The organism is Armatimonadota bacterium (genome assembly GCA_013314775.1).
In the GTDB taxonomy this organism is placed as follows: Bacteria; Armatimonadota; Zipacnadia; order Zipacnadales; family JABUFB01; genus JABUFB01.
The window spans coordinates 62933-77597 of record JABUFB010000001.1 but is presented as its reverse complement, the minus strand read 5'-3'; the positions used below and the strand labels follow the sequence as shown (position 1 = coordinate 77597).

10 protein-coding genes are annotated in these 14665 nt (G+C 64.1%); 7 read left to right on the top strand and 3 right to left on the bottom strand.

The window, feature by feature from the left end; translation table 11 throughout:
- Positions 1-3: 3 nt before the first annotated feature.
- From HPY44_00290 to HPY44_00280, 3 genes are all read right to left on the bottom strand, one after another.
- A complete protein-coding gene (locus tag HPY44_00290) occupies positions 4-852 on the bottom strand; it encodes a pantoate--beta-alanine ligase (protein ID NSW54421.1) in 849 nt (282 codons plus the stop codon).
- 65 nt (positions 853-917) lie between these two features.
- The gene (locus tag HPY44_00285; protein ID NSW54420.1) at positions 918-1907 is read right to left on the bottom strand and encodes a Gfo/Idh/MocA family oxidoreductase; all 990 of its coding nucleotides are present in this window, start codon (positions 1905-1907) and stop codon (positions 918-920) included.
- A 29-nt stretch (positions 1908-1936) separates the two neighbouring features.
- Complete coding sequence (locus HPY44_00280) at positions 1937-3640, bottom strand: alpha/beta fold hydrolase (GenBank protein ID NSW54419.1); 1704 nt, start codon at positions 3638-3640, stop codon at positions 1937-1939.
- Between the two features lie 168 nt (positions 3641-3808).
- On the opposite strand from HPY44_00280, the gene ruvC reads away from it, so the two are divergent.
- The 7 genes from ruvC (at position 3809) to HPY44_00245 (ending at position 14606) form a co-directional block, all read left to right on the top strand.
- The gene (ruvC, locus tag HPY44_00275) at positions 3809-4354 is read left to right on the top strand and encodes a crossover junction endodeoxyribonuclease RuvC (GenBank protein NSW54418.1); all 546 of its coding nucleotides are present in this window, start codon (positions 3809-3811) and stop codon (positions 4352-4354) included.
- Positions 4351-4971, top strand: coding sequence for a hypothetical protein (locus HPY44_00270; protein ID NSW54417.1), 621 nt, complete (start codon positions 4351-4353; stop codon positions 4969-4971). The genes ruvC and HPY44_00270 overlap by 4 nt, the downstream gene beginning before the upstream one ends.
- Before the next feature lie 46 nt (positions 4972-5017).
- The gene (ruvB, locus tag HPY44_00265) at positions 5018-6079 is read left to right on the top strand and encodes a Holliday junction branch migration DNA helicase RuvB (GenBank protein NSW54416.1); all 1062 of its coding nucleotides are present in this window, start codon (positions 5018-5020) and stop codon (positions 6077-6079) included.
- A gap of 251 nt (positions 6080-6330) precedes the next feature.
- On the top strand, positions 6331-11169 hold the full coding sequence (locus tag HPY44_00260) for a carbohydrate-binding family 9-like protein (protein ID NSW54415.1): 4839 nt from the start codon (positions 6331-6333) through the stop codon (positions 11167-11169).
- Entirely contained in the window at positions 11169-12425 is a 1257-nt protein-coding gene (locus tag HPY44_00255) for an MFS transporter (protein NSW54414.1), read from the top strand. Before HPY44_00260 ends, HPY44_00255 begins: the two co-directional genes overlap by 1 nt.
- A gap of 6 nt (positions 12426-12431) precedes the next feature.
- Positions 12432-13238: a hypothetical protein gene (locus tag HPY44_00250; GenBank protein NSW54413.1), complete on the top strand. Its 807-nt coding sequence runs from the start codon at positions 12432-12434 to the stop codon at positions 13236-13238.
- Positions 13239-13253: 15 nt separating this feature from the next.
- A complete protein-coding gene (locus tag HPY44_00245) occupies positions 13254-14606 on the top strand; it encodes a sulfatase (protein ID NSW54412.1) in 1353 nt (450 codons plus the stop codon).
- The last annotated feature ends 59 nt before the right edge of the window (positions 14607-14665 follow it).

Sequence of the window (14665 nt, the reverse complement as noted above, 5' to 3'; positions counted from 1 at the left end):
GGATCAGGCCTCGACCTTCACATTGTCGATGAGCCGCGCCTTGCCCAGAAAAGCTGCCGCTGCAATGACCATGGGCGGTCCGGACCAGGTTGCGGGCTCGAGGGTCTCCGGATGGATCGCGGAAACATACTGCAATCTGAACAACGGCTCCTCAGCCAGTTTCGCACGCACAAGGTCTTCCGCCGCAGGCCCTGATGCGCCGGACATTACCGCTTGAGCCGCGAGCTTCAGCGCAGCCTGAAGAGCGGGTGCGGCGGCGCGCTCTTGCGGCGTAAGGTACGCGTTGCGAGAACTCATGGCAAGACCGTCGGCTTCTCGTACCGTTGGGACTGGGACGATGGTCAGCGGGAAATTGAGATCATGCACCATGCGGCGGATGACCTGCAATTGCTGGTAGTCTTTCTCGCCGAAATACGCGCGGTCGGGCTGGAAGATGTTGAACAACTTGGCGCAAACGGTGGTGACGCCGTCGAAGTGGCCTGTGCGGAACTGGCCGCACAGCCCTTCCGTAATCTGCGACACGTGCACCTTTGTCAGTGTCGGCCCGGGCGGTGGGTACATTTCCTCGACCGATGGCGCAAAGAGCAGGTCGACACCTGCAGCCTGGGCGATGCGCGCGTCGCCCTCGAGATCGCGCTTGTATGCGGCGAAGTCCTCGCCGGGCCCGAACTGTGTCGGGTTGACGAACAGGCTGACCGCCACTACATCCTCGTCAGTGCGGGCACGGCGCATGAGCGCCACATGGCCGTCGTGGAAGGCGCCCATTGTCGGCACCAGGCCCACGGACTTCCCGTCTCTCCAGACACTCTTGAGATATGCCCGGGTTTCAACGATTGTCGTCGTGATACGCATCTGTTCACTCGCGGCCCGTGCCGGGCCAATCCTTCCGCTGTGACGCGCGCGCTGACCGGCGCCGCTTAGCGCTGGAGTTCCACTCGCTTGCCGGTGCGGACCGCTTCCTTCAGCGCGAAGCTGCAGGCCACCGATTTCGCGCCTTCTTCGCCGGAGATCAGGGGCGTTGCCCCAGTGAGCGCACAATCCATGAAATGGCGGATCTCGGCCACGAAGTCGCGGTGCCCATCCGAGTAGTCCACATCATACGTGTTGATCTCCGGCTCGCCGCGGTAAGTGTAGACAATCTGGTCGGGCCGGTCAAAGCCACCCCGACTGCGGGCTACAGCTTTCTCGCAGGCCACGAAGAACTCTTCGTCGGCCATGTTCCACTCCGAAGCCGTGCCAAGCTCCACGGCACCGATGCAGCCGTTCTCGAACTCAAGCAGCCCCAGGGCAATGTCGATCTGCGGGGCATATTCGGGGGTGATGAGATTGCCGCCGATGCCCTGGATCGCCACGATGTCGCCAATGAGATAGCGCAGAGTGTCGAAGGTGTGCACCGAATTCTCGACCAGCGGGCCACCGCCATCATCCTCCTGCCAGAACCAGTCCTTCGGCACCTGTCCGGGGTGGTAGCGGTAGTTGAGGCTCACCGGCTTGCCGAAATCCCCGCCGATGTGCTGCTTCAGGAAGTCGATTGCGGGCGCGAACCGCTTCTTCTGGGCGATCATCAGGGTGACGCCCGCCTTCTTGCAGACGTCGATGAGCCCCTGACATTCGGCGGGGCTGGGGGCCATGGGCTTTTCGCAAAGAACATGGATGCCGGCCTCGGCCAGAGCAGCGCCGATGGGCAGGTGAGTCTTGGGCGGTGTACAGATGCAGACCGCCTCTGGCTTCGCAATCTGGAGGAGGTCTTCGACGCTGCTAAAGCCTTGCGTTCCCGTATCCGCGGCTACCCTCGATGCCCTGAGGGGGTCCAGATCGCACACACCCACGAGTTCGGTGTCCTGCATCTTTGACAGGACATGGGCATGGACTTCCCCGATACCGAGTCCGATGACGGCAAACCGCATGGATCGCACCTCCGGATGATTGCCGGCGATCATGCGCCGGCGCTGCTCAGTTCATTTACAGGTGGCCGCGTGCCGGCGGGTCGCGGCGAATTGTGAAGTGTCGGCAGTGAAACTTGCGCTTTGTTGTCGCGGAAAACCACGATGCCGCCAAGCTGCTCGCAGGCGTCCCGCAGGCCAACGTAGCATAGATCGCCCAGGCGGTGGGAGTTCAGGTGCGCCTGCCTGTCTCCCCGAGACAACAGAACCGCCCCATCGGGCGACACTTCCACGTCCCCACCAATGAAACCGGCCAGGGCATGGGCCTCTACCAGGAAGGATCCGTCGTACATGAAGGGCACGTCAAGCGCCAGTTTCTTGCTGTCAATAACCGCCGTTGCCACCGAATGCACCGGGGTGCTCAGCAGCGAGCCGTCGGCGAACTGCACGCTCGCGAAGACGTACGTGATCTGGGTAGGAAGCGGGATATCCGCCGACCACCAGGTCGCATAGCGGTCTGGCGAGCCATTCACGGTTCGCCATTCGCGGTTGGTCCAGCCTACGTCACCCACCGGGCCGTAGCAGACTTCAGCGCCCCGGACAGCAACTTGACCACCCGCCTGAACCGACACCCGTGCGCCTTTCGTTGTGGCCTCGATCTTCATTGCGGCCAGCCGGGGCGGAGCCTTGGCATGGTCGCCTTTCAGCTTCACTCCCAGCCAGCGGAAACATGACGAACGGGCCTTGTCATCGATCTTGTGATCCAGGTTGGGCCGCAGCACCAGGTCCGGTGCGGGCTTGATTGCTCTGAGAGTACGCAGAAAACGGTTCAGATAATAGCAGTTGTCATTGGTGCCGGTGACACCAAGGACTGGTACCCGGATGTCCGGCACGTAGCGGGATGGATCAAAGTTGGCCTCCCAGAGCCGGAACTCGCCCTCTGGCAGCTTGCGCAGGTACTCGTGCCACGTCGAGCCATCCCACAGCAGGCCTGCGCCATAGATGTTCACGAAGCAGGTGATGCGCCTGTCCAGGCTGGTGGTGATGAGCCCGGTTGCGCCACCCCACGACACGCCGATGAGGCCAATGCGTTTCGGCTCCACTTCAGGGCGCGTGCGCAGGAAGGATACGGCACGCAACTGTGCCAGCACCGCATTGTAAATGTAATTATCGCGCAAATCAGGCTTTACTGTGAATAATTGGTGCACCGTCATAGCCGGGCCCGTCGACCGGGACTTGCCCTCACGGAGCGTCCCGCGGCCGGGCAAGTCAATGGACAGCGCCGCGTAACCTTGCGCGGCGGCCTCGGTTGCCCGGTCCAGCGTCGCATAGCCTCCGCCGCCGTGAACCATGAGCAGGCCCGGGACACGACCGTTGCGGCTCTTCGGGTACGCATAGTACCCGAAAATGCGCACAGGCTTGCCGCCCCAGTCGTGACTCTTGAAACGCACTTCACGACATGCGATGCCGCGTGGACCTGACAGTTCGCGGTACGTGGCCTCAAGCGGCGCTCCCAGCGCCCAGCCTTTCTCCAGCAGCGCCTTGAGGACCGGAGTGCCGTCCCACTGCGGCATGGGCTCATAGGGCACTGCTGCCGAAAGGAGCTGGCGACGCACGCTCTCGGGGGAGAGCGGCTCTCCCGCTCCGACGATGTCTGGCTCAACGCGGGCATCCGCTGCGCTTACAGCGCCCCAGGCGGCGAAAGCCGCGAGTGCCCAAAGGAAGCTGGAAGCAGGCACTGCAGATCGGAAACCCATGCGCTTCCCCCGGGGTCTCGGTGGCAGCGCCCGGTGGATGCAGCCTTTCAGGCGCTGGACTGTATTCTTGCATTGTACCTGTGGCAGGTGCATGCTGGCAAGCCGCGCGAGGGCGCGGATGCCAGTCCTCCAGTTTCGTCCCTTCCCGCTGCGTGCTATAATCGCCCCATGCGGATTCTCGGCGTGGACCCCGGCCTCAATTGCACTGGCTATGGCGTGGTTGACCATTGGCGCGGCAGGACCGTCATGGTCGAGGGCGGCGTAATCCGCACCGACGCCTCATCGTCCCTTGAGGTGCGCGTGGCTACCATTGCCGAGGGCATTGAAGCTGTTCTCGCCGACTGCCGGCCTGACGTGATGGTGGTGGAGCAGCTCTACTCGAAATACGCCCACCCGCAGACCGCGATCCTCATGGGCCACGCGCGGGGCGTGATCCTCCTGGCTGGTGCGCGCCGGGGGCTTGCGGTAGTGGACTATGCGGCATCAATGGTCAAGCGCTCTCTCACCGGCCACGGGCGCGCGAGCAAGGAGCAGATGGGTCGCATGGTGGCGCGGCTGCTGGGACTGGACGAGCCGCCGCAGCCCCATGATGTTACCGATGCTCTCGCGCTTTGTCTTTGCCATTGTTCTCCCATGAGAAGCGTTTCCGGCCAGGACGGGCTACCCGACGGCATCGCCCGGGCTCTGGCGCAACAGGGAGGCCGACGCCCTTGATCCGACGCATTCGTGGCCGCCTGGTGGGGCTCGAGGAAGAGAGCCTGCTCATCGAAGTGGGCGGGATGACATACGAGGTCCTGGTGCCCCCATTCCTCCGAGACGCCTGCGAGGGCCGGCCGCTGGAGAGCGAAATCGAACTCGCCACCTTCTACTACTTCCAGACCGACCCCGCCAAGTCTGTGCCTGTACTCATGGGATTCGAAACAGACATCCAGCGGGAGTTCTTCGAGCTCCTGACGGACGTGCCGCGCATCGGCCCGCGAGCAGCGCTCCGGGCAATGAACATGCCGGTGGCCACCATTGCCCGAGCCATTGAACTGCAGGATCACAAGATGCTCAAGAGCTTGCCGGGGGTGGGGCCGCAGAAGGCAAAGGACATCATCGCCACACTCGGGGGGCGGCTGGGGAAGTTCGTGGACGCCGAAGAGTTGCAGCGTGCCGGCGAGGCGCCTGAGCGACCCCTGGAGGACTTCGAAGCGGCGGCTCTGGAGATTCTCACCCAGCTTGGCACCAGCCGGGCAGACGCTATTCTGGCCATCCGCCGTGTGCGAGAGGACAACCCGGACGTGAACTCCCCCGATGAGATCCTGCGCCGGGTGTTCCGCAATCGCTGACCGATCAACATCAGGCTCAGCCTGAGCAAGGAACAGGGTAATCACTATGTCCGACGACACCGGACGGCAGCGCATCGTGACCGGGCAGGAGCGCGGCCGCGACAGGGAAGAGCAAGCCAACGTCCGTCCCCAGACTCTCGACGAGTATGACGTGGGACAGCGAGAGCTCATCGACCAGTTGCGCATTGCCGTGAGTGCCGCCCGGGGACGGGGCGATGTACTGGAGCACATCCTGTTTGACGGGCCGCCTGGCCTCGGGAAGACCACCCTTGCCCACATCATCGCCAACGAAATGGGTGTCGAGATGCACCGCACCAGCGGCCCGGCGCTGGAAAGGCCCGGCGACCTGGTGGGGATGCTGACGAACCTGCGGCGTGGCGATGTGTTCTTCATTGACGAAATCCACCGCCTGCCCCGGGTGGTGGAGGAGTTCCTGTACCCCGCGATGGAAGACTTCCGCATCGACTTCGTGGTCGACAGCGGGCCGTATGCGAAGACCATCCCGCTCACCCTGGAGCCCTTCACGCTTATCGGCGCCACAACCCGGGCGGGCCTGCTCACCGACCCCTTGCGGGAGCGTTTCGGTATCCTGCAGCATCTTGACTTCTACACGGTGGAGCAACTTGAGAAGATTGTCACCCGGGCCGCGCGCATCTGGCAGATTCCCGTGGAGCCCGAGGGCGCGAGAGTACTCGCGGAACGATCCCGAGGAACCGCACGCGTCGTGAACCGTCTCCTGCGCCGGGTCCGGGACTACGCCCAGATCATGGCCGACGGGGTTATCACTGGCGAGCTTGCGGCCGAAGCGCTGAGCAAGATGCAGGTAGACGAACTCGGCCTCGACGAGCTCGACCGCAAGTACCTGCGCGCGATCATCGAGATCTACGACGGCGGCCCGGTGGGGTTGGGTGCGATTGCTGCCACGATTTCCCAGGACGAAGGCACGCTGGAGGACGTCGTGGAACCGTATTTGCTGAAGATCGGCTTCCTCCTGCGGACATCACGGGGCAGACAGGCCGGATACCGGGCCTACGAGCACCTGGGGATCGACCGCCAGCCACCGCCACCTCCCAACGGAGGTCAGCAGTCGCTGGGACTGGACAGTTAGGCAGCAGCAGCCGCCAGGCAGTCAGGTGCAACGGCCCTGGCCGGGCATCTCGCCCGCCCCATGCGGCTGAGACCTGCGGCCGGGCCGGACAGATCACGGGGCACAGCGACGCGCTCCCCCCATGCGGCCCATCCGAACGACATCGGCCTTCCCCCTCCTCTCACTTCCCACCGCCGCCACGGAGGGACCACGCACCCGCGCGCAGAATTGGTCCTTGTACCTCGCACATTCTCGCTGGAGGTCCCTGACCAATGCGAACTGCACTGGCGGCGACTCTGCTGGTCATGCCGTGTCTGCATGCCTGCGCCCAGTCCGTCGGCAATGATCTGGTCACCGTATCGGCGGTGGGCGAAGCGCCATACACCGGCTTTGAAGTCCGAGCCGGAGACAATGTCGTGGCCGCGGTTCAGTTCGGCAGCAGCAGCAACTTCACTGCGCGCCAGGCGAGAGCCTCCGGAAATGTCCTGCGCTTTACCGGGCTGGCTTGTCCACCGACGCCCACTCTCGGCCCCGCATCCTTCATTGAAGTGCGCGTCCTGCCGGGCACGCCCTATCCCGAAGTCCGCTTCAGCCTGGACCTGCGCAGCTTCGACCAGACAGCCTGGGAGCAGGCCTTCGAACCAGCGCCCTTCCATTTTCTCGTCTGCTCGCTCCCCGGTGCCGAGGTTTTCCACCAGCGCGGCTGGATGATCGGGACCCCGGTCATCGACGACTACATACAGATGCAGGCCGAGGGTTTCGGGCGGCAGGTGGTGAGCAGCTGGTCCCGCGAATGGACCTACGCCCCTCCAATTGGCGCATACCCGACGCCCATTGCTGGTCTGTGGAATGCGCAGAAACGGCGCTATGTCGGATACGACTTTAGCCACGCGCGCCTCACGGACAACAGCGAAAAGCGCTTCGGAACCGCCTACTGCCGAAGCTTCATGGACAGCGAGCAGTTCGTCTGCCTCACCTGGCCATTCGGCAAAGGCTACATCAACCTGCGCTATCCCGAGAAACTGCCGGAGACGATCGGCACCCACTTCCGCATTCTCTGGTCGCAAGACATGGGCCCTGACGACGACCCCAACGAGTTCGTCCACAGGCTCATGTGGCGGGACTACGCGGACCTGCTGCCCGGCGTGGAGGCCATGAGCGACCTGTCCTGGCTGCCTGATCCGTACCGGCTGTCGGGCATTGACGCGCCCGGAGACCTGGGGCCTTTCGTCCACAACACCGGCGACGACGGCGAACGCTGGTGGGCGCCGAATGTGAACATCGCGGGTGGCGTCGGCTACTTCAGTCCGGTGGACTACTACTACGACACCGGCAGCGAGGAGAACATCCGCAGGCTGGGCGAGCAGTGCCGGGAGCTTGTAAAGCTGGGGATGTGGGTCCAGGTCTGGGAGGACCTCTGCTTCGGCTGGCAGACGCCCCTCGACGGCGGCGGCGCGGATTTCTTCGGACCCGGCGTGGAAACCATGCGCCACGTGAACAATTGGGCCTCCGGCAATGCTCTGCTGGACTACGTCCGCAATGACCCCGACGGCGCCGCGGACATGGTGCCCTATGTGGATGGGGTGCTGCGGTGGACCAAGCAGATACTGTATACCCGCAACTGTTACCCGGACGTGCCCGCGGCGCAATTCGCCTGGAGCGCGACGCCGGCAGTCACCTTCTGCCTCAAGTACTACTTCCACTTCCGCGACGTGCCCGGACACGAAGAACTGGCGGCCCTGGCCCTGAAGCTTGCAAAGAGCATGACTTACCGCTATCTCGCCATCTGGCCCAGCGACAACGACCAGATGGACGCCCTGGATTCCTCTTTCTTCATGGAGCCCAACGCGGGCCTCAACTGGCTCGGCTGCGCGTGCGCCAATGAAATCTGGTGCTACAACGTCGCCATGCTGTACGAGTATGTGACCTTCGGCGATCCCATCATGGGACACTATCTGCGGGGGATGCTGGAACGTTACCACGAGATGTTCCAGGACCAGTGGTTCGAATCGGTCCAGGCATACGGAGGCGAGTTCACGGAAAGGTTCGGCCTTTTCGATGAATGCGCCCAGGGCAAAGGAGTGCGCGGCAGCTTCGGCGGGCTGTGGGGGGGCTTCGAGCGGCTGATCTGGCCCCTTGGCGCCGCGAAAGCCCGGGTGGTCTGCGGCGAAAAGGCGGCCATGTGCTTCAACCGCGACGGCCGCCACACAGACATCAGAGACTACCGCTACTTCGGCGACGCCAACTTCTCCTTCGAGCTCGTTCCGGGGGGCCTTGATGCCGACCCGGAGCGCGTCTTCGATGTTACCGTAACCTTCCCGTTCCTGCGCATTGACGACAAGCAGGTACAGGTGACCCGGAACGAGACAGTGACCCTCGGTGAGGACCGCATCATCCGTTATCCCGCCGACCCTTCGACGCTCACCCTGCGGGGGCTGAAACTGGGCGACGTGGTCACGGTGGGAGAGGCAAAGTCGGGCGTGGAATCGCTGGCATGCGAGATCATGAAAAAGCGAGAGATGCCCGGACCGGATGACGAGGGCATTATCGAGCGCGACGGGTTCGGGGTGCTCAACCTGGCGCGCGGGGCTTTCGAGGGCATTGAGCGCGACTGGTATGACGTGAAGTCCATGGCGGGCTACGAACCCGGCTGGAAGACTATCTACGGCGTGCCCTTCCTTCTGCTGGACCCGGAACTCACCGGCAACAAAGTGTGCGTTCCGCGCCAGGGCATCGCCTTCGGCATGAGCCCCCGCAAGCTTTTCCTTCTCGTGGGCGATATCGAGGAGCGCTCGCGCATCACCCTCTACCGCGACGAGCGCGAGAGGGAAAAGGTGGATCTGTCCGGCGCAATCCCGGTGGTCAAGGGCTGGCCGCCTGTGATGCAGTGGCACCTCGATCTGGTCATGGTTCCCAACGACGGCAAGCCCATCATCTCCATCGCCCCTACGGGCTGCAAGATCTTCGCGGTTACCTGGAGCGACAAGTCGGACGCGGCGCTGGCCGAGACACTGGCGGCGATCGGTGCGGAGCAGGAGAAGATGGCGGAGCACAAGCGCCTGGTGAAGGCGATGGCGGAACTGGCGCCCTTGTTCAAGCCCTTCGAGGGGCACATTGGCATCCTGCCCATCCCCAAACAGCCTAATCTTCGCGCACACCCGATCGTCAGAATGCTCACCGAAGCGGGGCTGGGGCCGAGTCTGGTCTTCCTGAAACCACAGGACCTGGTGAATCCCAAGGCGTTCAACACCCGACGCATCTGGATCGTCCTGTATCTTGCGGGGGAAGTCTTCTACCAGACGGTCAATAAGGAGGGGGACGCGGAGGAGGCGCTCATTCGGTGGATGCAGGCCGGGGGGACGCTGGTCTCGCTGGCCGGCGGACCTTTCCCCTTCTACTACAACGAACTGGAAAAGCCGGTGGTGGCAGCCCCGAAGTTCGGCCTGCCCATCTCCGGAAGCGGCGCCCATGACCGGCTGGACACCCTGGATGTCGCACCCTACACAGGCTGGGAGACAGTGCCCGAGGGCCTGAAACTCACCTTCCACACCAACCCCGACCAGAAGGTGTTCACGAGCCTTCCCGCGACCATCCCCTGGCCCGAGCAGGGCGACCCGCGCTGGCGGCCAATCTTCGATGTGGTTGGAGAGACTGACCTATACACCCCACTGGTGACCCTCAAGGACCAGGAGGGCAAGAGCTACGGTGAGGCGGCCGCGATGATCGACTACAGGGAGGGCGACCTTGCCGGCGCGCGGGTTGTCTACCTGTGGCACACCTTCCGGCAGGCCACCGGGCTGGAGCATGTGATGATTGCCGACCTGTTCCGCTACCTGCTCACCAACACGCTGCCACCGGTGGGAGAGTACACCTGCATGCGGGCCGGGACTGCGCCGGTGATCGACGGCAAGCTGGATGACGAGATCTGGCGGCAAGCCCCGGCCACCGAGGCCTTCACCCGGTTCGATCCCAACCGCGCCGACGGGAAGGACCTGCGCACCGAAGCAAAGCTGGCGTGGGATGATGAGAACCTGTACGTGGCCTGGCGCTGCCAGGACCCCGATGTGTGGTCCGCAATCCGCGAGCGCGACGGGAACCTGTGGGAGGGTGAGGTTGTCGAGGTCTACGTGGATGCCGACGGTGACGGCGAGCAGTACCGGGAGATCGAAATCAGCCCGCTGAACACCGTGGTGGACTTGAATATCCCAAAATCCCTCGAGGGTGCGCCCCAAGACGTTGAGGGCGCACGCAAGTGGAATGCGCAGGGCATGGTGTCGGCGGTGAACGTGGATGGGACGCTGGACAATCGCGACGACACCGATACCGCCTGGACTGCAGAAGCCGCGATCCCGCTCAACAACTTCGTGGACGCCGGCGCGATGCCGCGCATCGGAGACCGGTGGCGCGTGCAACTGCTGCGCATCGACCGGAGCAGGAGCCTGCCCGCGCCCCAGTTCAGTGCATGGTCGGTGACGGACACCTTCCACAACCCGGGACGCTTCGGGTGGCTAACCTTCGGCGGCAACCCCTTCCGGGAGAGCTTCGACGGCTACGCGGAAGGCGCCGCACCAGTGCCGACCTGGGCGCCCCTCGCGGGGGAGTGGCAGGTTGCGGGCGGAGAGCTTATCGGGAGGAATTCCGGAACCGGCGGCTTCCTGCCCACGGGAATCGTCACGGGCGACGATACCTGGAAGGACTACCGCGTCACCGTGCGCTTCCAGGTGCGGGAGTATGGCGGCGATCACCGGGACGGAGTCTGGATCGGCTTCCGGTATTCCGACGTGGGCAACTGTTACTCACTCAATCTGAGCCGCAAGGCAGCGATCCTGAACAAGGCCGCCGATGGAAAGACCAGCAATGATTTCAGTTGGCTTGCCCGGGCCGATTGGGCGGGAGATAGTGCCTGGCACACGGCGACCATCACCGTGCAAGGCAACCGCATCGCGGTGGACATGGACGGCAATCGACTGCTGGAGGCGGAGGACCAGGACTATCTGGGCGTGTCCCCGGTTGCAGCCGGAGGCATCTGCCTGTCGGCCCGCCGCTGGGAAAATGCTGCAGGGAACACAGTGGTTGCTTTCGATAGCGTGTCGTTGGATCTGCTGGACTGATGCCCGGCCGCTCCGGAGCCACAGGCAGGAGGGATGACCGCACGACCGATCCCGACCAGAACCAATCCACCACCTGGCGCGGGCGGAATGTCATTGCGCTGGGCATCGTCAGCTTCCTGACGGACATTCACAGCGAAGCTATCCTCGCGCTGCTGCCCCAATTCATGGCCTCGGTGCTTGGGCTGAGCATGTCGGCCATCGGGGCCATCGAGGGAATCGCGGAGGCCGGCGCGAGTCTCTTGAAGATCGCCTCCGGCTGGCTGTCTGACAAGACAGGCAAGCGCAAGCCGGTGGTGATCGCGGGCTATGCGCTGTCAACCGCAGTCAAGCCTCTGCTGACAGTGGCTTCCCGGGGCATGCACGTGCTTGCGGTGCGAATTGCCGACCGCATCGGCAAAGGCATCCGCACCTCGGCGCGCGATGCCCTGCTGGCGGATTCGGTGGCTCCCGAACACCGTGGGCGCGCGTACGGCTTCCACCGGGCCATGGACACCGCCGGTGCCATCGTGGGCACTACCCTCGCGCTCCTGCTGCTCAAGATCTTCGGGCTGGATTACCGCACCATCTTCCTGCTGGCGACTATCGCGGGTGTCCTCGCGGTGGCAGCGCTTGTGGTGGGTGTGCGGGAGGTGCCCCCAAAACCGAAGAGCGATGCCTCTGCGAAGAAGCCTGTTGAGCGTCTCGCGGGCTCTTGGACCGGCTTTCTGGTGGCTCACGGGATCTTCTCTGCGGGTAACTTCTCGTATGCGTTCTTCATGCTGCGCGCCAAGGACGTGGGTTTCGACGAGGGTTGGCTGCCCGGTCTGTACCTGTTCCACAATGTGGTTTACGCGCTGGCCGCATTTCCCGCGGGGCGACTGCTGGACCGCATCGGCGCGCGCCGCGCCCAGCCCCTGAGCTATCTCGCCCAGGTGTTGCCGTGCCTGGGTATGGCGCTGCTGGCAACACCGGCGACCATGTTTGTGTGGTTCACGCTGTACGGCATCCAACTGGGGGCGACGGGTGCCTGCACCCGGGCAACCGCTGCAGGACTGATCCCCGAAGGCAGACGGGGCACCGGGATGGGCATCTTCCACGCGGTCGAAGGCGGCGGGCTGCTCATCGCCGGGGTGGTCGGCGGCCAGATATGGGACCGCCTTGAATCGGGCGAGGCGGCTTTCCTCCTGGGCGCCACGCTGGCCCTGATCGCCGCGATTTCCGCCTGGTTCGCCTTGCGCCCGGGACAGGCCGCAGATGGGGGAAGCGGGAAGGAGTAGCGCACCATGCGCAAGTTCCTTGCAGTGCTGCTGGTCATCTTGATCATCCTGGCGGTGGCGAGCTTCGCGGTGTACCGCTACGGCGTGCACCCGTCCATCGTCGCCTGGATTCTCGACCAGACGTGGCAGCGCACCTCGGACCTGGACGCGAAGGTCGAGGGTGAGCTGGAACTCCTGGGCATCCCGATGAAAGTCTCGGGGAATCTGCGCTACAAGGCCCCGGACCTGCTGGACGTGGATGTGGTCTCGCTCCGGGTCATCGCCACGCGCGGAGAACTCTGGGTCATCGTCCCCGTGATCAGCACCGCCTTTCGGGTGCACTCGGACCGCATGACGCCGCGGGAGATTCTCACGGAGATGCTCGGCGGCAAGGACCCCGGCCGCGCAATCACATCGTCGGTGGAGAAGCCCGAGCGGCTCACGCTGAAGGCCCCTGTGGAGCAGGCGGGCGAGACCTGCTGGCTGCTGGAGTGGCCCGGACGCACCGGCGAGCATGACGGCGGGCGCCTGTACGTGAGCCAAAGGACCCGGGCGCCCGTTCTGTTCGAGCAGCTCGACAGCGCCGGGACCGTGTTGCGCACGTACAAGGTATCTGACTTCCACCGCAATTCCGGCCTGACCGTGGAGGACTTCAGCTACAGTCCCGCGCCCGGCTTCAGCGTGGTCAATTACGACTACGACACGGCGGATCCCGAGAAGCTACGGGAACTGCTTGGCGGCGGCACGGAGGAACTGCGGAAGCTGGGACGGAAGGTCAAGGAGTATCTGCCCCCGGAGGCAAACAACTGGCTGCAGCGCCACGGAATCCAGTGAAGACGGAGACAGCACATGGCTGATCAGCGCCCCAACATCATCCTCATCGTTTCAGACGATCACGGCCGCGATACCGTGTCCTATGGCAACCCGTCCATCCACACCCCGAACCTTGACGCCCTCGCGGGAGAAGGCGTGCGGTTCACCAACGGTTTCTGCACCACCGCTTCCTGCGCCGCGAGCCGAAGCGTGATCCTCACCGGCCTTTACAACCACGCCAATGGCACCTACGGTCACACCCACGGTTGCCACCATTTCGCGTGTTTCGACGACACCGTCACTCTGCCGGCGCTGCTGAACAAGGCGGGCTACCGGACGGCGCGGGCAGGGAAGCGCCACTACGCACCCGACGCACTCTTCCCCTTCCAGGATGGGCTCCCCGAGGGCATGTTCGGGCGGGACGACGTTTGCATGGCCGAGGCCTGCCGGCCTTTCATGCAGAGCGACGAACCGTTCTTCCTTTACTGGGCATCCCACAATCCCCATCGTGGCGGCGGAGTGGTCGCGGAGCACCCGTGCAGACCGGACCGATTTGGCAATCCGCCCCAGTCTTTTCCCGGTGACGAAGAGCGCCCCTTCGACGACGACGAAGTGCTGGTGCCGCCGTACCTGCCGGACATTCCCGAGACCCGGGCCGAACTGGCCCAGTACTGCCAGTCCGTGGCGCGGCTGGATCGGGGCATCGGCAGACTACTGCAGGTACTGCGCGATGAGGGCAAGTGGGACAACACGGTGATCATCTACATCGCCGACAATGGTGCGGCCTTCCCGGGCGCCAAGACCACCCTGTATGAGCCCGGCATGAACCTGCCGCTCATCGTGCGCAGCCCCGAACACTCCGGCCGCGGCACGACCTGCGACGCTCTCGTCACCTGGGCGGATCTCACGCCGACGATTCTGGACTTCGCCGGGGCCCTGGACAATCCCGAGGCCTTCCACGGGCGGTCCTTCCGGGGGATCATCGACCAGGCAAGCCCAACCGACTGGCGCGAGGAGGCCTTCGCGGCCCACACCTTCCACGAGATCACCAACTACTACCCGATGCGAGTGGTACGCACGAAGCAGCATAAGTTCATCTGGAACATCGCTCACCCGCTGACTTACTCCTTCGCTTCCGACCTTTGGGAGGCGGCCACGTGGCAAGGCTCGCTGCGCCGTGGAATTTCCGACTACGGACAGCGACCGGTGGAAGCGTACCTGCATCGCCCGCGGTTCGAGCTCTATGACCTCCAGCAGGACCCGGGCGAGACCAATAACCTTGCCGAGCGTCCGGACTATGCGGGCCTCGTGGGGCACTTCTGCGCGAAGATCAAGGACTTCCAGAAGCGCACCAACGACCCCTGGATTCACAAGTGGGAGTACGAGTAGAGTAGGGACGATATGCCCCATCCGGCCCGGCCGTCGTCGTCTCTTGCAAGACGTCGAAA

Excerpts from the sequence above, each read along its gene's own strand:
- HPY44_00250 (NSW54413.1), top strand. The coding sequence starts at position 12,432 with ATGCGCAAGTTCCTTGCAGTGCTGCTGGTCATCTTGATCATCCTGGCG.
- HPY44_00290 (NSW54421.1), bottom strand. The coding sequence starts at position 852 with ATGCGTATCACGACGACAATCGTTGAAACCCGGGCATATCTCAAGAGT.
- HPY44_00260 (NSW54415.1), top strand. The coding sequence starts at position 6,331 with ATGCGAACTGCACTGGCGGCGACTCTGCTGGTCATGCCGTGTCTGCAT.
- HPY44_00255 (NSW54414.1), top strand. The coding sequence starts at position 11,169 with ATGCCCGGCCGCTCCGGAGCCACAGGCAGGAGGGATGACCGCACGACC.
- HPY44_00285 (NSW54420.1), bottom strand. The coding sequence starts at position 1,907 with ATGCGGTTTGCCGTCATCGGACTCGGTATCGGGGAAGTCCATGCCCAT.
- HPY44_00280 (NSW54419.1), bottom strand. The coding sequence starts at position 3,640 with ATGGGTTTCCGATCTGCAGTGCCTGCTTCCAGCTTCCTTTGGGCACTC.
- ruvB (NSW54416.1), top strand. The coding sequence starts at position 5,018 with ATGTCCGACGACACCGGACGGCAGCGCATCGTGACCGGGCAGGAGCGC.
- HPY44_00245 (NSW54412.1), top strand. The coding sequence starts at position 13,254 with ATGGCTGATCAGCGCCCCAACATCATCCTCATCGTTTCAGACGATCAC.
- ruvC (NSW54418.1), top strand. The coding sequence starts at position 3,809 with ATGCGGATTCTCGGCGTGGACCCCGGCCTCAATTGCACTGGCTATGGC.